Source organism: Deinococcus frigens DSM 12807, from assembly GCF_000701425.1.
Lineage (GTDB): Bacteria > Deinococcota > Deinococci > Deinococcales > Deinococcaceae > Deinococcus > Deinococcus frigens.
On the sequence record NZ_JNIW01000015.1, the window covers coordinates 23,011 to 39,287 of the forward strand.

The window sequence follows — 16,277 nt, forward strand, 5'->3', positions numbered from 1 at the left end:
TGGCCGCCTCCGCCATCTGGCGCATCTGCCCTGGCAGGATGGCGCTTGCCGCTGCCCCCCAAACCGGTGGTAATGTGATCCAAGCGCGGGGCAGCCGCGTCCAGTCCGTGGAAAGGGCCTAGCCCGCTGCCCCACAGCTCAAGCCCGCGACACCCCCACTGGCCCCAGTTGACGGACCCAGGCCGCCCTGATGGGAGGTTGTCATGTCAGCAGCATTTTCGTTGCCCGCCGCGCCCAGCCCCGAACACTTGAAAGGGCAGGCGAAGGCCCTTCTGAAAGCCGTTCATGCCTCAGAGGCAGACGCTGTGCAGCGCTTCGCCGCGCAGATGCCGGGCCGCGTCACGGTGCATCCCCTCAAGCTGGCCGACGCCCAGTTCGTGCTGGCACGCGAGTACAGTTTCTCCAGTTGGCCCCGGCTGAAAGCGTATGTGGAAGCGTTGCCCCAGCGCACGCTCCGGCGCAAAGATCCGTCTGTCCGGCAACGCTTCATACGGGAACTGGCCGTCAGAATTCTGGTCATGTCCGCCGATTCACAGGCGTTGGGCCGCGAATTTGCTCGAATGCCCCTGCGAGACATCTTGGCCGTGCGGGACGAACTGTCACAGTCCGAGCAGCTTCCTGCGGTGGTAGACAGCTTGTTGGTGGGGCTGGCAGACACCCGCGCCAGGGTCAGATTCGATTGTGCGGGAGCGCTGGATCACTTCGCGAATGCCCGCTGTGCTGAACCCCTGCGTCGGCGGCTACAGGACCCAGTGCCGCGTGTGCGCCGCTCCGCACTGCATTCGCTGTCGTGTGACGCCTGCAAACTCAGCCCGCTAAATGCCGGGCCGGATTTCTTGCCGACACTGCTTGACTTGGTGCTCAACGATCCGAGTATCCGGGTCCGCCGCGCTGCCGTGCTCATGCTGGAGACTTACGCGCAGATGGAACAGGTGTTGGACCTCTTAAGCGGGCTGTCAGACAGTGACGACACGGTGATCTCCCGTTCAGCTCGACAGATTCTGGGGCGGCGAACTTGAAATCAGTGGCTGTGTCCCGCCCCGCCGCCGCGCTTGCCCGCCACTTCCTCGCGGACCTCGGCCACCAGGAAGGTGCAGGCCTCGGCGCAGGGAATTGCGCCGGGCACGCCGCCAAAAAAGGTCTGGGGCAGCTTGTCTCCGGCCCACAGGCGGGTCCGCAGGCAGCCGCCGCACACGTCCGCTGCCACTTCCTCCACCTGCGCGGGGGTGGCCTTTTGCACGCGGGCGTAGATGCCGGTCTGGCGGCGGGCGGTGGTGACCCAGGGGGTGGGGCGCAGGGTATGGCAGGTGTGGGCGTAGGTTTCCTCGATCACGGCGGGATACAGGTACTGCACGGCGCGCACCAGATCAGCCTCACTGAGGACCGCCCGCCAGCCGCGCGGCATGTTGCGCAGGGTATGCACCGGGCGGTGGTGGCCGCCCTCGTCGCGGCGGGTCTGATCGCGCACGCCCTCGGGCGTGACCAGGGTGTGCAGCTCGTGGCCGGGCCGTCCCTCGTCCAGCGCGTGCCGCAGTTCGAACATGCCGCTCTCGGGCTGAACCAGCACCTCGCCGAAGCGCAGGCCCTGGCGGGCGCGGTCCATGAAGGCGCTCCAGGCCGCGTCGTGGGCGCGTTCGGTGTCGCCGTCGCTCTTTGACGCCCCCGCCGCTTCCTCGGCCAGATGCAGGATTACATCGGCCACCGCGCTGTGCGTTCCCACGGGTTTGGCGTAATGCACCGTCTGCGTGCCGTGCGGATTGTCGGCAAATGTCGTGACGGCCCCCTCCAGTCCCATGTCCTCGGGAATGGTTTCCAGCGTGTGCCAGCCCTCGGAGGCGAAGAACGGCACCACCACAACGCGCGGGGCCTTGACCATCTCGGGCCACGTTCCCACTTTGGGGTCTTCATCCAGAAACAGGGCGTGAACGGACGCGAACTGACCGGACTGGCGCAGCACCTCGGCATTCTGGTACACGATCTTGTTGCTGTTCTCGTTGCGGGTGGTGCCGTGGCCCAGCACGATCAAAGCGGTGTCGTCGGGGTTGGAATCAGGCAGGGCTTCATGGGCGCGGGCCAGGATCACGTCGGACATGCTGGGATGCACGCCGTAAGGCAGGGTGTAACGCACGGTGCGTCCGCCCAGCACGCGGGCCACGCCTTCGGGCGGCACCGGTCCCTGGTGGCCCAGGCCCATCTCACGCGGGATCACGGTTTCGGTGAAATACCCCTCCGAGATGAACATGGGAATCACGGTGACATCCGTGCTGGCGGTGGTTTTCAGCACCTGCCGCAACGAGGGTTCCTCTTTCCAGTAGCCCTCCACCACTTCATCGTAGAGGCCGCGTGCGCGAATCATCTCGGCGTAGCGGTAGACCGCCGCAGCCGATTCGCCGTTCAGGTGGGAGCCGTGACCAATCAGGACCAGAGAGCGCATAGCAGGCACTGTAACGCCATGCCGGGCGCGGAAATGTCCCACTTCTTGCTGGGCGGACCCTGCCAGAGATAAGTGAACCTGAAGTCAGCGCTCATACCGGACAACTCCTCAACATCTAGCGTAAGGAGCGACACAAATTCAGCCCCAACCCAGGAGGTCCACCATGTTTTTTAATCAGAAAGACCGTCACGAGCAGATGTCCAAACTTGATCCCCGCGACACCAATGGGGATGGCGTCGTCAGCCCACAGGAGGCCGCCGCGTACATTCAGGACTATATGCAAAGCGCCTCACCCGAGGAGCGCCAGCAGATTCTGAAGGACTACATGGGCGGGATGTCCCCGCAGGACCGCCAGCAGATGGGCGACGCCATCGTGAAAAGCCCCGCCAACCCGGTGCAGCGTGTCAACCACGACGATCCGGGCGACCTGGCCGACGCCTACGCCCGCACCGCTCAGGCTCCGGCGCAGGACGGCAAAAGCCCGCTGGAAGCCGCGTTCGGCGCGGGTGGAATGCTCAGCAATCCGATGGTCAAGGCTGGTCTGGTGGGCCTGGCCGGAATTATCGGCAGCAAGATGCTGCGGCGCTAGATCTCAACTCTGAATCTCTAAGAACCCCACCGTCGTGTGGGGTTTTTTGCTGGCTCTAGCGGGCGTCCTCGGCCATAATCACTCCGGTTTCCATCTGTAAGCGCTCGACAATGGCGCGACGCACCTCTGCGGGAACCGTCACTTTGCGCCACTCGAACGGCTCCCCGAAGGTTGGATCTTCAAAGACCATGTCGCCGAAGTGAACCGCCTGCGCGTAACGCGGCGTGATGTGCCAGTGGACGTGCGGGTTGGGCTGACCGTTCCTGGATGGCGGGTCCGGCTCGGCCTCCCGGTAGGCCCAGTTGCGCTGATAGGCCATGTTGATCAGCGCTGCCCCAAAGGCCCGCTCCAGCGCAAGTTCCAGAGCTGCGATGACCGTCTGAAACTCCTGCCACTCGGCGGGGGTCAGGTCCGCCATGCGCGGGACGTGGCGGCGCGTCGCCAGCAGCACGTTGCCCAGCCCGCATTGCGAGGGGTGCAAGATCACCTTCCAGCCGTCCGTGAAGAAGATGGTGTCGGGATCATCCTGCGGCGGCGTGCAGGTGATGCATTCGCGGTTCAGACAGGCATGAGGCGCGGCGGCCAGCGCCCTGAACACCGCCTTACCTGCCTCCATAATTCGGTGATTCCTTGGTAATGGTGACGCCGTGCGGGTGGCTCTCGATCAGGCTGGCTCCGGTGATCCGCACGAACTGGGCGGTGTCGCGCAGGGTTTGCAGGTCCGGCGCGCCGCAGTAACCCATGCTGCTCTTGAGGCCGCCCACGAACTGATAAATCACCTCGCCCGCCGTGCCCCGGTAGGCGATGATACCCTCGATGCCCTCGGGGACGAATTTGCGGCTGCCACTTTGAAAATAGCGGTCGCTGCTGCCCTGGTCCATTGCGCCCAGGCTGCCCATGCCCCGGTAGCTCTTATAGCGCCGCCCGTCGCGCAGGATGGACTCGCCGGGGGCCTCGTCGGTTCCGGCCAGCATGCTGCCCATCATGACCACGCCCGCGCCCGCCGCGATGGCTTTGGGGACGTCCCCCGTCTGCTTGATGCCGCCGTCGGCGATCACGGGAATTCCGGCTTCCATCGCGGCGGCGCTGGCCTCGAAGATGGCGGTGATCTGGGGAACGCCGACGCCGGTGACGATGCGGGTGGTGCAGATCGAACCCGGTCCGATGCCCACCTTTACCGCGTCTGCCCCGGCCAGAATCAGGTCCCTGGTCCCGGCGCGCGTGGCGACATTCCCGGCGATCACATCCACGTCAAACTGCTCCTTGACCTTTGACAGCCCGTTCAGGATGCCCTGGCTGTGGCCGTGGGCGCTGTCCAGCACCAGGACATCCACCCCTGCCGCCACCAGCGCCCCGGCCCGGTCCATCAGGTCCGCACTGACGCCGATGGCCGCCGCGACGCGCAAGCGGCCCAGATCGTCCTTGGCGGCATTGGGGTATTTGACGCGCTTGGTCAAGTCCTTGATGGTGATCAGGCCGCGCAGCAGGTTGCCCTCGTCCACCACCAGCAGTTTCTCGATGCGGTGGCGTTTAAAAATTTCCTGCGCCTGCTCCAGCGTGGTGCCGACTGGCACGGTCACGAGGTTTTCGCGGGTCATGACGTCCTGAATGGGGGTGGACAGGTCATCGATAAAGCGCATGTCGCGGTTGGTGATGATGCCCAGCAGGTGGCCCGCCGGATCAGTGATCGGCACGCCGCTGATCTTGTACTCGCCCATCAGGCGGTCCGCCTCGCCCACCGTGGCGGCAGGCGGCAGCGTGATGGGATCGACGATCATGCCGCTCTCGGACCGCTTGACCTTGCGGACCATCTCGGCCTGCGCGTCCACGCCCATGTTCTTGTGGATCACGCCGATGCCGCCCTCGCGGGCCATCGCCACCGCCATGCCGGTCTCGGTCACGGTGTCCATCGCCGCGCTGACAAAGGGAATGTTCAGGCGCACCCGGCGGGTCAACTGGGCTGAAACGTCTACCTCGTGCGGCAGGACCGTGGAATGGCGCGGCTGAAGCAGCACGTCGTCGAAGGTGATGCCCTGCTGGCCAAATTTGTAGGCGAAACGGTCCTGTTGGCCGTCTTGAGGATCGTCGGCGGCAAAATCTGGGGGAGCCGGGGCGGCAGTGGGCGCACTCATGCTTTAGAAGTGTAAGCACTTGACGCGCGGGATGCAGTGTTTGGGTCTACAAGGCCGGTGGATTTCTTAAGGACGGGAAGGAATCGGCTGACCTCCCCCTATTCCCCTGGGTCCGTCAGCCGATTCCCTCCCGGATGCCGCGCGCCGTACTCGTCCCCCGGATTGAACAGGACGCAGCGCTCCAGCGACAGGCAGCCGCAACCGATGCACCCGCCCAGATCGTCGCGCAGCCGGGTCAGTGTGGCGATGCGTTCGTCCAGCTCTGCGCGCCAGTTCCTTGAGAGGCGCTCCCAGTCCGCCGCCGTCGGGGTGCGCCCGGCGGGCAGGGCAGCAAGCGCTACGCGAATCCCGGCCAGCGGGACGCCCACCCGTTGCGCCGCCTGAATAAAGGCCAGTCGCCGCGCCGTGTCGCGCGAATAACGCCGCTGGTTGCCTCCGGTGCGCGTGCTGGAAATCAGCCCCTCGCGTTCGTAAAAGTGCAGGGCGGAAATCTTCAGACCGCTGCGCTCCGAGAGCTGGGCGGGCGTCCAATGAAAAGCGGGTGGGGACATGCGGCCACCTCCAGGGAGCTTGACCTCAACCATACTTGAGGTTTTACAGTTATGGAAGCACCAATGGAGGACCAGCGATGAAACCGACACTTTGCCTGTCTGCCCGCCGCCCCGCCGCATGACCGCCGCGGGCTCGCCCCCAGGAAGAACTCATGCACATTGAAACCGTGACCCTCTGGACCGCCGATCTGAACGCCCAGCACGCTTTTTACGCGGCCACGCTGGGTCTGGAGGCTATAGCGCGGACTCCCGCCCGCGCAACGCTCCGGGCTGGGCGGACCCTTCTGACGTTCCAGCAGCACGCGGATTTCGAGGGTTTTTATCACCTCGCCTTCGATATTCCGCGCAACCGGGTGGACGAGGCCGAAGTATGGTTGCGGGCGCGTGTGCCGTTGCTGGAGGACGCCAAGGGCGTGAGCCGCTTTCCGCTCAGCGAGGGTTGGAACAGCGAGAGCCTGTATTTCGGGGACGCCGCCGGGAACATCCTGGAATTCATCGTGCGCCGTGATTTGCCCAGCGACAGTGCCGCCCCGTTCAGCCCGGCCAGCATCTTGCACGTCAGCGAGCTGGGCGTCATCGTGCCGGATGTAACGGCTGCTGTTCTTGATCTGGAGCGGCGCTTTGGTCTCTCGCCATTCAACGAACAGGGCAGCACATTCTCGCCTGTGGGTGATCAAGGCGGCCTGCTGATCGTGGTACGGGAAGGGCGGGGATGGTTTCCCACTGGGCGGCCCGCCATTGCTGCGCCCTTCCGGATGACCTTTGAACATCAGGGCCGCGTCAACCGGCTGAGGAACGGTGAACGGCTCCAGTTCCCGTAGCGCCTACCCCTGCGAATTCTCGCCCGTTTCGCCTGCGTCGGGGCTGCGGCGTTCCTCCGGCTCCTCGGTGTCGGTGGCCGTGCCCAGCAGCACGCTGGCGAAGCTGCGCTTTTCCGCCGCGTCGGCAGTGGCCGGGGTGTCCTCCTCGTGGTCATCGTGGATGCCGATTAATGGGGAGGTGTCCTTGAGACCGGTGCCTTTCTGGTTGTCATCCATGCTTCAGAGTCGGCCATGCGGCCCCCGCCGGGATATGGAAAGGTTCAAGTGGTCTTGAGAACAGGAGAGGAGAATGAACGTGCGAGATTCCAATGCCCGCCTGCTGACCGACGCCGATGTGGCCCGCTTTCCCAACGCCGCTGCCGTGGAACTCATGCGCGCCGCCGTCCTGGCCGCCGAATCGGGTGAATTGAGCGCACCCGCAAGGCTTCACGCCGCAGACCTGACCTTCACGGCGGGCGGCACCCCGCAGGTCTTCGGCTTCCGCGCCTACCACACCCGCGATACGCCGCACGACGATCAGGCCGTGGTGGTCTGGGACGCCTCCGGGCGCGTGCGGGGCATCGTGATCGGCGGAGCGCTGGGACCGCTGCGGACCTCGGCGCTGGGGGCGCTGGCGACGCAAGTGCTGGCAGACCCGGCTGCGGCCCGTCTGGGATTGATCGGCAGTGGCACGCAGGCCAGGGCGCACGCGCTGGCGGTGGCCTCGGTCAGGGAGTTGGAGGCGGTGACGGTGTACAGCCGTGACCCCGCGCGGCGTGAAGCTCTGGCCGCCGAGCTTCGCTGTGCGGGCCTGCCCGCCGTCAGCGCCGCCTCCGCACGGGAAGTCTGCGAGAACTCCAACCTGCTGACGCTGGCGACGAACAGCGCCGCGCCCGTCATCGAGACCGGCTGGATCAGACCTGGCACGCACGTCTGTACCCTCGGCCCCAAGGAACGCAATCGCCACGAGTTTCCGGCGGACCTGGCAGGCATGGCGGCGCTGGTGGTCACGGACAGCCCGGCGCAACTGGCGGCGTATCCGGGCGGCCATCTCTTTGCAGACGCGCCAGTGCGCTCGCTCGGCGCGTGCCTGAACGACCCGCCGGTTCGCCACGCCCACGACATCACGGTCTTCCTGTCGGTGGGGCTGGCGGGAACGGAAGTGCTGCTGGCCGACGCGCTCCTCGGAGTGAGCTGAAGGCCCCGCTCTGCCATCATGTCCCCCATGAGCGATCTGACTGGGCGCATGGGCGGCCTCACGGCGGGCTACGACATCAGGGCGAAATGGGACGGCGAGCGCCTGCGCGGGCGCGTCGGCGGGCGCTTTAACGGCAAAGACATCGACCTGACCCTCAAGGGTGAGGAGGTGGACGGACGCATCGGCGGCGTCTTCGGCGGCTTCGACGCGCGCGGTGAAATCGGCGCGGGGCGGGTGGAGGTCCGGCTGGGCGGGCGGATTAACGGCGACAACGTGGAATTGAAGATCAGCGCCGACAGCATCACGGGGCGTTTCTCGGGCCGGATTGACGGCAAGACCGTGAACTTGCGCCGCGAGGGGCCGACCCTGCGCGGGCGCATCGGCGGAAACCTGGACGGCAAGGACGTGGACCTGGAGTTCGGGCAGATTCCGCCCGGTCTGGCCGCGCTGGCCGCCGTGTGCGCGTTCAAGGCGCTGGAAGACGAGCACAACGCTGCGAAGGCCGGTTCAAGCTCGGGCTGAGCAGCGCCCTTTTCCGGCACCTCATTCTTCAGCAACCTGCACATTCACGGTGTAGACCCCGTGCTACGTTTTTTTGCATATGACCGCTGCAAATACAACCGCCGCCAGAGCCAGAACACTGGGCGAACTGCTCCAACTGCCCGGTTACGCTGGTCGGACCCCCTTCGACGGCAAAATTCGCCTGGTGCAGGATGAGGTGCGCGAGAACCTGACCCGCAAACTGCGCGCGGGCGAGGAGCTGTTTCCCGGTGTGGTGGGCTACGACGACACCGTGATTCCGCAACTGGTCAACGCCCTGCTGGCGCGGCAGAACTTCATTCTGCTGGGGCTGCGCGGCCAGGCCAAGAGCCGCATCCTGCGCGCCATCACGGAGCTGCTGGACGATGTGGTGCCCGTGATCGACGGCGTGGACATGCCCGACGATCCCCTGAATCCCGTGGGCGCGGAGGGCAAGCACATGCTTGAGGCGCACGGCCTGGACCTGCCGATCCGCTGGCTGCCCCGCGCGGACCGCTACGTGGAAAAGCTGGCAACCCCTGACGTGACCGTGGCGGACCTGATCGGCGACGTGGACCCGATCAAGGCCGCGCGTCTGGGCACCTCGCTGGGCGACACCCGCTCCATGCACTTCGGGCTGCTGCCGCGTGCCAACCGGGGGATTTTTGCTATCAACGAGCTGGCGGACCTCGCGCCCAAGGTGCAGGTGGCGATGTTCAACATCCTTCAGGAAGGCGACGTGCAGATCAAGGGTTACCCGATCCGCCTGGAACTGGACGTGATGCTGGTCTTCAGCGCCAACCCCGAGGATTACACCGCGCGCGGCAAGATCGTCACGCCGCTCAAGGACCGCATCGGCAGCGAAATCCGCACCCACTACCCCACCGATGTCAGGCTGGGCATGGACATCACCGCGCAGGAAGCCGTCAAGGCCGACGCCGTGACCGTTCCTGGCTTCATGGCCGAGCTGATCGAGGAAATCGCCTTCCAGGCCCGTGAGGATGGCCGCGTGGATAAGATGAGCGGCGTCTCGCAGCGCTTGCCCATCAGCCTGCTGGAGGTGGCCGCCGCCAACGCCGAGCGCCGCAGCCTGATCGGCGGCGATGACGCCGTGGTGCGCGTCAGCGACGTGTACGCGGGCCTGCCTGCGATCACCGGCAAGATGGAACTGGAATACGAGGGCGAGCTGAAGGGTGCGGACAACGTGGCCAAGGAAGTTATCCGCAAGGCGGCGGGGGCCGTGTACGGACGCCTGTGCGGCAGCATGGACACCCAGGAACTGGAAAAGTGGTTCGAGGACGGCAACGTCTTTCGCTTCCCGCAGTCCGGCGATTCCGGCGCGGGCATGAAGGCCACCAGGGAAGTCCCCGGCCTGAGCGACATCGCCAAGGAAGTGGCGGACAGCAACAGCGACGCCGTGCGCGTCAGCGCCGCCGAGTTCGTGCTGGAGGGGCTGTACGGGCGCAAGAAGCTCTCAAGGGCCGAGGAGCTGTATGCCGCCCCCGAACCCGAAACCCGCCAGCAGCGCGGCGGACGCTGGAACTGATTTAACCGGGTCGGTCAGAGCATGGAGTCGCTGGGAGTTTTTTCCGGCGACTCCATTTTTCTGTCTCGACTAGAATCGGGGTATGCCCTACATCAACGTCCGGCTGACCCGCAAGGACATCACGGCAGAGCAAAAAGCGCAGATTGTCCGGGAGATCACCGCCACCATGCAAAGCGTGCTGGGCAAGCGGCCCGAGAGCGTGCATGTCATGATCGACGAGATCGACCCGGAGAACTGGGGCTACGCGGGCGAGCTGACCTCCGAACACCGCAAGCGGCAGCGATAGCATCCGAAAGCCGTGCTGCCCCCCGTCCTGACCGAACTGACCAACTATTTTTCGCCGCTTTCTACCTTTCAACGGGAGGAGGGCGGCGCTCTGACGTTGTTGACGCCGGGCGTGAATGTGCTGGGCCTGAACGCGACGTATCTGCCGGATGACGTGCCGGACCTGTGCTCTGCGCTGGCGTGGCACCGGGCGCAGGACTTGCCGCCATTGCTCGCCTCGCCGTCGCCTGTTCCCGGAGCAAGAGAAATGGCGGCGCTGCAAGTGGGCACCTTCACGCCTGCTGAACCGCAGGACTCCGGTGCCGTGGTGGAGCAGATCAGCCGCCTGCATCTCCAGAAGTGGGCCGGGGTCCTGACCGCCGCACATGGAACGCCGGAGTGGGCGACGTCGCTGGCCCGGCATCTGGCCGCGCGGCTGGAGGGGCAGCGTGAATATGTTCTGCTGCTGGCGTACGGCGGCGCGGGTGAGGCGGTGGGAGCGCTGCTGTGGCGGGCCACAAAGAGCGGGGGCGCGGCGCATCTGTGGGGCGTGACCGACAGCGCCGCGCAGTTGCCGCTGCTGAATGCGGCGTGGGCGCTGGCAGGTGGCCTGCGCGTCTCTGCCCTGCCCGGCGAGCTGGACCTTTCAGAGGTGGGCCGGGTGCGCTTCAGCCTGCCCAGTGCCGAGACTGCCGACTGAATCTCAGTCCGGGCCGCGTCTCCTCGCTTTAATGAAGGGAATGCGCCCCCGTCTCCTGATCCTGCCCCTGAGCCTCCTGACCCTCGTGGCCTGCGCGCCCCGAACGGCCCGCCCCACCGTGACCCTGGGACCGGTTCAGACGCAGGTGTTGCCGGTGCGCCTGGGCATGGGCCAGAGCATGCAACTCACGGTGACGCTCAACGGGAGAGGGGTGCCGCCGGATGACCTGACCTGGGTCAGCAGCGATCTGCGCGTCGTGACCGTCTCGGCAGGCGGACTGGCGCGGGCGGGCGCGGCGGGACAGGCGGCAGTGCGGGCCATCCAGACCGGCTCGGGCCGCGCCCTGGCCGAGTTCCGCATGCAGGTCATGGTCCCGCCGCCCGCCACCCCGCAGCGGCTGGACGCGCTGACCGGGGAGGTGCTGAAACTGACCAACGACGCGCGGGCCAGCGGCCAGAGCTGCGGCGGCCAGTCCTTCCCAGCCGCGCCCCCGCTGGGTGCCGAGGCGCGGCTGGGCCAGGCCGCGCAAAACCACGCCGCCGACATGGCCGCCCGCGATTATTTCAATCACGTCAGCCCGGATGGCGGCACCCTCACAGGCCGCATCAGCGCCAGCGGCTATCCGTGGCGCGCGATTGCCGAGAACATCGCTGCCGGGCAGACGAGTGCGCAGGAAGTCGTGTCCGGCTGGGTCCGCAGCGAGGGCCACTGCCGCAATCTGATGAACGCCAGCTACACCGAGCTGGGCATCGGGCTGGCGCAGGGTGCGGGCGGCAGGCGCTACTGGGTGCAGGATTTCGGCACGCGCTGAACCTCCACAAGCCAGGACGCGTACCCCCGGGTATGGCTCCTGCTCTCCTTTCCCCTGTCCGGCTGACCCTGAGCCTCCTGGCGCTGGCGCTGCAAGCCGCGTGTGCTCAGGCTGCGCCGACGGCAGTCCAGACCCTGACCCTGCCTGCCCCGGCAGTCTGGCTGGCGGCGGAGGGGCAACAGGTGTACGCCCTGACCGGAACATCCGAGTTGCTGGGCGTTCAGAACGGACAGGCCCGCACGCTGGCGAAGAACTTTTCCAGTGCCTTTATCACCGCCTGTTCGGGCCGGGTGGTGGGCGTCAACGACGCGGGCAGATTGCAGGTCTGGGACGGCCAGGCCATTCAGACTGCGCCCAATACGGATCTCTCCCCGCGCGCCCACCCGGTCTGTCTGCCTTTCGGCATCGTGGCCGTGGCGCGTTCTGGCGATCTGGTGCGCTTTGATCCCAGCGGCGCAGGCTGGCGCGAGGCCGCCCGGACTCCCGCCCACGCCCTGTCAGACGCCCAACTGACCCTGGCCGATCTGGACGGCACGGGTGATGAGGTGGTGGCCCTGACCCGGCCCGACAGCGCGCGTTACGATCACGGCATCCTGGGCGACGCGGTAGAGGCCACAGAGATCACGGTCTTCGAGCGCCATGGCCTGACGGTGCTGGCCCGCCTGAGCCTGCCCGCTCCCTTCGTCTTCGAGGATTTGCAGGCGCGGCCCGTGCGGCTGACGGATGACAAAGATTCGCTGGCCGTCGTCCGTTCCAGTCCCGGCAGAGGAGCGGCGCTGGCGCTGGTGGCGGGCGCGGGCAGCAGATTGCGGGTCCAGGCTGCTGGGCCGGACTTCGGCCAGACGCACCGCTGGCTGGCTCCCGCCGTCGGCTTCGGTCAACTGTGGGCGGTGCAGACGCCACACATCGGGGGCCGTCTGGTGCAGTACACCCGGTCGGGCGAGGCCCTGGAAGCCTCCGCGCCGGTTGACGGCCTTTCCAGCCACAGCATCGGCAGCCGCAACCTGAACGCGGCAGTCGTCACCGCGCCGGGACAGCTTGTCGTCCCGGCCCAGGACCACCGCAGTCTGCTGGCGCTGGATTGCCGGGCCACCTGCCAGGTAACGGGGAAGCTGGCGCTGGGCGGCGCGTACACCAGCAACCTGCTGCTTGCCGGTGGTCAGGTATGGGTGGGAGACAGCAGCGGCAGGCTGTCTGGCTGGACGGTCAGGTAAGCGCGCAGACCCCTGCAACACTCAGGGCAAAAAAAATTCCCCTCCACCGGAGAGGGGATGGGGTAAGGACTCCCTAGCTGAACATCTGGCGGTATTCGCCGTAACCCTCGGCCTCCAGCTTTTCCGCCGGAACGAAGCGCAGCGACGCCGAGTTGATGCAGTAGCGCAGGCCGCCCCGGTCCTGCGGACCGTCGGGGAAGACGTGGCCCAGGTGGGAATCCGCGCTGCCGGAACGGACCTCGGTACGGGCGTAGCCGATCTTGTGGTCGGTGTTCTCGGTCAGGTTGGCGTGCTGGACCGGGCGGGTGAAGCTGGGCCAGCCGCAGCCCGCGTCGTATTTGTCGGCGCTGGAGAACAGTGGCTCGCCGGACACCACGTCCACGTAAATGCCGTCGCCATCGGTGTCCCAGTACTCGCCCGAAAAGGCCCGCTCGGTGCCCTCGTGCTGGGTCACGCGGTACTGCTCAGGCGTTAGGCGCTCGCGCAGTTCGGCGTCGCTGGGCTTGCTGTACGGGGGGGCCTGTGTCGTATCGGTCATGCCCAGAGTCTAGAAGCCGTGGCCGCCCGCAACCGTGGCAGCCCGAACGCTGGGGGCTTGAGAGGTTCTTGGGACTTCTCGCTAGGGACTTTCTGGCCCGGACCTGTTGAGATGGCCTTGAGCTGACATTGAGACGGCGTTCAAACACGCCAGCGCCTTACACAAGCTGAACACGGCGGCCCCTACCATGCCGGGTGAACATTCGCTTCTCTCTTTTCCCGGAGGTTTCCCCATGACCCAGAACGCCAGCTCCGCCATCACCCGCATGTTGCAGACCCACCCCCAGATCGGCCAGTCGCCCTTCGAGATGGGTGCCCTGACCGAGTGCATCGACGCCTGCTTCGAGTGTGCGCAGGTCTGCACCTCCTGCGCCGACGCCTGCCTGGGCGAGACCGAACACGCCGGGCACCTGACCCACTGCATTCGCCTCAACTCCGACTGCGCCGACGTCTGCACCACCACCGGGCGCGTGCTGGTGCGCCAGACCCAGCCGGAAATGGCCGTGGTTCGCGCGCAGCTTCAGGCGTGTCTGGCCGCCTGCAAGGCGTGCGGCGACGAGTGCCAGCAGCATGCCGAGAAGATGGGCATGAAGCACTGCGAGGTGTGCATGGAGTCCTGCCGCCGCTGTGAGCAGGCGTGCCAGAGGATGCTGGACAGCCTGAGCGCCTGAATTTCCCTGGTGACCTGATCTGAGCGTTTCCCGCCGTCTGCCACAGCCACCGCGCTGGTAGACGGTGTTTACATGTAAAGGAGAAGCCTGTGAACGATTCCATGAATCGCCCGTCCCCAGCACCAGGCTCAGGCGAGAAACCGATGGGCAAGATGGGCGGCAGTTATGGCCGATTCGCCGCCATGATCGCCACCTCTATCGTGATCATGTACGGCCTGATGTACCTCAATACCTACCAGTTGGACCATGTGTATTACAGCCAGACGCGCATGTGGATGGCGCTCTACATGGGCGCAGTGATGGCCGTGATCATGCTGGGTTTCATGCTGAACATGTACAAGAACAGCCGTACCAATCTGGGCATTTTGATCGGCAGCGCGGTGGTCTTTGCCGGGGCGCTGTACCTGGTGCGCGCACAGACGACGGTGGGCGACGTGGCGTGGATGAAGGCCATGATTCCGCACCACTCGATTGCCATCCTGACCAGCGAACGCGCCCAGATCAAGGACCCCCGCGTGCGCGATCTGGCCGACGGCATCATTGAGACCCAGCGCCGCGAGATCGCCGAGATGAAGGCGCTGATCACGGACCTGGAAAGCAAGCGGTAAGCGGGCCGATGACGGACCGGCCCTGAGCAAGCCAGCAGGCCATAAGGTCCAGCCGAAAAGGTGTGTCCTCCCAAGAGAGGTCCGCAGGTCTCGCTCCGCCTGGGACTGGGCGCACTGCTGGATCTATCCAGGATTCACCGGGCCTGACCGCTCTCTCTCAATGTTTTAAAGCGTTACATCAGAGTGGCGAAAGGACTGAAAAGAGTAAAGGTGCGCCCCCGTGTTGTGGATTTATGCTGGGCAACATGCTCCGTGTGTCCTGTCTGCTGGCGTTCATCTGCCTCTCGTCTGCGGGGGCGCAGCGCCTGTCCGCTCTGGACTTTGGGCGATCACTGAAGCTGCCCGAAGGGTCTTACGAGGCGGCCACCACCTCCAGGCTGCTCAACCGCCCCCTGCCACGCGACGGCATCCGCCTGACCTCGCTCTCCGTGATCAATGCCGAATTTCTCAAGCGGGTCTTCACCGACGCGCCGTCGGATTTTGGATTCCGGTGTTCGGGGGAGCGGGAAGTCGTGGCCCTGCCCGGCACGCCCAACGACGGGCGGGCGTTCGTTCAGACCCTGCTGAAGCAGTCCGGCATACAGCCGCTGTACCAGAATCCCAGCCGGCTGTATTTCAGCGCAGGACCGACTTTCGCCGGGTTCAACGAGTACCAGGGGGCGTTGTATCTCAGCGTCTGTCAGGCCACCCGTGACCTGAGCGGACTGGTCGAGCGCGTCACACCGCACGAAACCTACCTGGGCCAGACGCCTTATCTGATCGCCGCCGACTACGCGGGGCGGCTGAACTGGTGTACCGCCCTACCAGACCCGCTCCTGCGTTCGGTTCGGGCGTTCTCGGGAAGTGCGCTGCAAGCCGATGTCTCGCCGGACGGCAGCCGGATCGCAGTGGCTGGCTGGGACGCCCGGCCAGCCGTCAAGGTCTTCGACGCGGCCACCGGGGCGCTGCTCCAAACCCTGGGACTGCCATCCGGTCCCGTCTCTCTGACCTTCTCTGGCGACGGCAAGACGCTGCTGGTCCTGGACGCCAACACCACCTACACCTGGCTGGACATCGCCAGCGGCCAGACGCTGAACTCGTGGCAGGTCGTATCGCTGATCAGCTCAGACCTGCGGGGCGCGGGCAGTTCGCTGTTTCTGGAGTGGTCGCCCACCAGCACCATCCGGGTCTACGACGCGGCCAGGGCCACCCCCCGCTTTTCTCTGAGGAACTTCAAGCTGAATGCCAGGGCGGTGACGCCCGACGGCCAGTGGATCGTCACGGCCAGCACGAGGGGCGTGCTGAGCGCGTTCAGCACTAGGGACGGCAAAGCCGGGGCCACCGTGAGCCTGGGGGTAACCACCGGGGCCGGACTCGCCAGTGGCCCAGGCGACAGCGAGGTCACGGCGCTGGTCATTCAGACGGCAGAGGGCAGGCCGCCGCAGGTCGTGACCCAGATCTGGGCGGTGGGCAGTCCGGCACTTCGGCCCGCCGCCACCATCAACCACCGCAGAGCCGATATGATCGTGTTCGACTCGGCCCGCACCACGCCGGTCAGCATCCCGCTCTGCCGCGCGCCGTGACGGGGCCGCCCCACCCCAACGACAGGCAGGCTGAGTGTCCTGGCCAGGGTTGTGTCTGGACAGTTGTGATGACCTAGACGATGTAAGAAGAATGGAAGCAACAGAAGTCTTTTCTCTGACGCTGTCATTTGGACAGATACT

At 66.0% G+C, this 16,277-nt stretch carries 19 protein-coding genes; 13 read left to right on the top strand and 6 right to left on the bottom strand.

What is annotated here, in order from left to right:
* The first annotated feature begins 203 nt into the window (after positions 1-203).
* On the top strand, positions 204-1,019 hold the full coding sequence (locus Q322_RS0107550) for a HEAT repeat domain-containing protein (protein WP_029477257.1): 816 nt from the start codon (positions 204-206) through the stop codon (positions 1,017-1,019).
* 2 nt (positions 1,020-1,021) lie between these two features.
* Here Q322_RS0107550 and Q322_RS0107555 read toward each other — a convergent pair whose 3' ends face one another.
* A complete protein-coding gene (locus Q322_RS0107555) occupies positions 1,022-2,476 on the bottom strand; it encodes a DR2241 family protein (RefSeq protein WP_281173633.1) in 1,455 nt (484 codons plus the stop codon).
* A 121-nt stretch (positions 2,477-2,597) separates the two neighbouring features.
* On the opposite strand from Q322_RS0107555, the gene Q322_RS0107560 reads away from it, so the two are divergent.
* A complete protein-coding gene (locus tag Q322_RS0107560) occupies positions 2,598-3,023 on the top strand; it encodes a hypothetical protein (RefSeq protein ID WP_029477260.1) in 426 nt (141 codons plus the stop codon).
* Between the two features lie 55 nt (positions 3,024-3,078).
* On the opposite strand, the gene Q322_RS0107565 is transcribed toward Q322_RS0107560, so the two are convergent.
* The 3 genes from Q322_RS0107565 to soxR form a co-directional block, all read right to left on the bottom strand.
* Positions 3,079-3,639, bottom strand: coding sequence for an HIT family protein (locus Q322_RS0107565; RefSeq protein ID WP_029477262.1), 561 nt, complete (start codon positions 3,637-3,639; stop codon positions 3,079-3,081).
* Positions 3,626-5,155 (bottom strand): IMP dehydrogenase, encoded by a 1,530-nt coding sequence (gene guaB, locus Q322_RS0107570; protein WP_029477264.1) that lies wholly within the window; start codon positions 5,153-5,155, stop codon positions 3,626-3,628. Before guaB ends, Q322_RS0107565 begins: the two co-directional genes overlap by 14 nt.
* A gap of 98 nt (positions 5,156-5,253) precedes the next feature.
* Positions 5,254-5,706 (bottom strand): redox-sensitive transcriptional activator SoxR, encoded by a 453-nt coding sequence (gene soxR, locus Q322_RS0107575; protein WP_029477265.1) that lies wholly within the window; start codon positions 5,704-5,706, stop codon positions 5,254-5,256.
* A 152-nt stretch (positions 5,707-5,858) separates the two neighbouring features.
* Here soxR and Q322_RS0107580 point away from each other — a divergent pair, with 152 nt between their 5' ends.
* Positions 5,859-6,527, top strand: coding sequence for a VOC family protein (locus tag Q322_RS0107580; RefSeq protein ID WP_034417974.1), 669 nt, complete (start codon positions 5,859-5,861; stop codon positions 6,525-6,527).
* Between the two features lie 3 nt (positions 6,528-6,530).
* Here the strand turns inward: Q322_RS0107580 and Q322_RS0107585 are convergent, their stop codons facing one another.
* Positions 6,531-6,743, bottom strand: coding sequence for a hypothetical protein (locus Q322_RS0107585; protein ID WP_029477268.1), 213 nt, complete (start codon positions 6,741-6,743; stop codon positions 6,531-6,533).
* A 79-nt stretch (positions 6,744-6,822) separates the two neighbouring features.
* Here Q322_RS0107585 and Q322_RS0107590 point away from each other — a divergent pair, with 79 nt between their 5' ends.
* From Q322_RS0107590 to Q322_RS21670, 7 genes are all read left to right on the top strand, one after another.
* On the top strand, positions 6,823-7,704 hold the full coding sequence (locus Q322_RS0107590) for an ornithine cyclodeaminase family protein (RefSeq protein WP_211248877.1): 882 nt from the start codon (positions 6,823-6,825) through the stop codon (positions 7,702-7,704).
* 27 nt (positions 7,705-7,731) lie between these two features.
* The gene (locus Q322_RS0107595; RefSeq protein ID WP_029477271.1) at positions 7,732-8,226 is read left to right on the top strand and encodes a hypothetical protein; all 495 of its coding nucleotides are present in this window, start codon (positions 7,732-7,734) and stop codon (positions 8,224-8,226) included.
* A 79-nt stretch (positions 8,227-8,305) separates the two neighbouring features.
* Positions 8,306-9,769, top strand: a complete 1,464-nt coding sequence (locus Q322_RS0107600) for a sigma 54-interacting transcriptional regulator (RefSeq protein WP_029477272.1) — start codon at positions 8,306-8,308, stop codon at positions 9,767-9,769.
* An 82-nt stretch (positions 9,770-9,851) separates the two neighbouring features.
* Positions 9,852-10,055 (top strand): tautomerase family protein, encoded by a 204-nt coding sequence (locus Q322_RS0107605; protein ID WP_029477273.1) that lies wholly within the window; start codon positions 9,852-9,854, stop codon positions 10,053-10,055.
* A 12-nt stretch (positions 10,056-10,067) separates the two neighbouring features.
* Positions 10,068-10,733, top strand: a complete 666-nt coding sequence (locus Q322_RS0107610) for a hypothetical protein (RefSeq protein WP_051668344.1) — start codon at positions 10,068-10,070, stop codon at positions 10,731-10,733.
* 40 nt (positions 10,734-10,773) lie between these two features.
* Positions 10,774-11,544 carry a CAP domain-containing protein gene (locus Q322_RS22355; protein WP_162176599.1) on the top strand — a complete coding sequence of 257 codons (771 nt, stop codon included), beginning with the start codon at positions 10,774-10,776 and terminating at the stop codon, positions 11,542-11,544.
* Positions 11,545-11,576: 32 nt separating this feature from the next.
* A complete protein-coding gene (locus Q322_RS21670; protein ID WP_051668345.1) occupies positions 11,577-12,758 on the top strand; it encodes a hypothetical protein in 1,182 nt (393 codons plus the stop codon).
* Positions 12,759-12,831: 73 nt separating this feature from the next.
* On the opposite strand, the gene msrB is transcribed toward Q322_RS21670, so the two are convergent.
* Entirely contained in the window at positions 12,832-13,296 is a 465-nt protein-coding gene (gene msrB / locus Q322_RS0107625; RefSeq protein WP_029477278.1) for a peptide-methionine (R)-S-oxide reductase MsrB, read from the bottom strand.
* A gap of 232 nt (positions 13,297-13,528) precedes the next feature.
* On the opposite strand from msrB, the gene Q322_RS0107630 reads away from it, so the two are divergent.
* From Q322_RS0107630 to Q322_RS0107640, 3 genes are all read left to right on the top strand, one after another.
* Positions 13,529-13,966, top strand: a complete 438-nt coding sequence (locus tag Q322_RS0107630) for a four-helix bundle copper-binding protein (RefSeq protein WP_029477279.1) — start codon at positions 13,529-13,531, stop codon at positions 13,964-13,966.
* 89 nt (positions 13,967-14,055) lie between these two features.
* Entirely contained in the window at positions 14,056-14,574 is a 519-nt protein-coding gene (locus tag Q322_RS0107635) for a DUF305 domain-containing protein (protein WP_211248878.1), read from the top strand.
* Between the two features lie 245 nt (positions 14,575-14,819).
* Complete coding sequence (locus Q322_RS0107640) at positions 14,820-16,136, top strand: WD40 repeat domain-containing protein (RefSeq protein ID WP_156952941.1); 1,317 nt, start codon at positions 14,820-14,822, stop codon at positions 16,134-16,136.
* The last annotated feature ends 141 nt before the right edge of the window (positions 16,137-16,277 follow it).

What these genes read in the sequence shown, in the direction of transcription:
- soxR (WP_029477265.1), bottom strand. Translation starts at nt 5,706, where the DNA reads ATGTCCCCACCCGCTTTTCATTGGACGCCCGCCCAGCTCTCGGAGCGC.
- Q322_RS22355 (WP_162176599.1), top strand. Translation starts at nt 10,774, where the DNA reads ATGCGCCCCCGTCTCCTGATCCTGCCCCTGAGCCTCCTGACCCTCGTG.
- Q322_RS21670 (WP_051668345.1), top strand. Translation starts at nt 11,577, where the DNA reads ATGGCTCCTGCTCTCCTTTCCCCTGTCCGGCTGACCCTGAGCCTCCTG.
- Q322_RS0107630 (WP_029477279.1), top strand. Translation starts at nt 13,529, where the DNA reads ATGACCCAGAACGCCAGCTCCGCCATCACCCGCATGTTGCAGACCCAC.
- Q322_RS0107565 (WP_029477262.1), bottom strand. Translation starts at nt 3,639, where the DNA reads ATGGAGGCAGGTAAGGCGGTGTTCAGGGCGCTGGCCGCCGCGCCTCAT.
- Q322_RS0107595 (WP_029477271.1), top strand. Translation starts at nt 7,732, where the DNA reads ATGAGCGATCTGACTGGGCGCATGGGCGGCCTCACGGCGGGCTACGAC.
- Q322_RS0107560 (WP_029477260.1), top strand. Translation starts at nt 2,598, where the DNA reads ATGTTTTTTAATCAGAAAGACCGTCACGAGCAGATGTCCAAACTTGAT.
- Q322_RS0107640 (WP_156952941.1), top strand. Translation starts at nt 14,820, where the DNA reads ATGCTCCGTGTGTCCTGTCTGCTGGCGTTCATCTGCCTCTCGTCTGCG.
- Q322_RS0107605 (WP_029477273.1), top strand. Translation starts at nt 9,852, where the DNA reads ATGCCCTACATCAACGTCCGGCTGACCCGCAAGGACATCACGGCAGAG.
- Q322_RS0107600 (WP_029477272.1), top strand. Translation starts at nt 8,306, where the DNA reads ATGACCGCTGCAAATACAACCGCCGCCAGAGCCAGAACACTGGGCGAA.
- msrB (WP_029477278.1), bottom strand. Translation starts at nt 13,296, where the DNA reads ATGACCGATACGACACAGGCCCCCCCGTACAGCAAGCCCAGCGACGCC.
- Q322_RS0107550 (WP_029477257.1), top strand. Translation starts at nt 204, where the DNA reads ATGTCAGCAGCATTTTCGTTGCCCGCCGCGCCCAGCCCCGAACACTTG.
- Q322_RS0107585 (WP_029477268.1), bottom strand. Translation starts at nt 6,743, where the DNA reads ATGGATGACAACCAGAAAGGCACCGGTCTCAAGGACACCTCCCCATTA.
- guaB (WP_029477264.1), bottom strand. Translation starts at nt 5,155, where the DNA reads ATGAGTGCGCCCACTGCCGCCCCGGCTCCCCCAGATTTTGCCGCCGAC.
- Q322_RS0107580 (WP_034417974.1), top strand. Translation starts at nt 5,859, where the DNA reads ATGCACATTGAAACCGTGACCCTCTGGACCGCCGATCTGAACGCCCAG.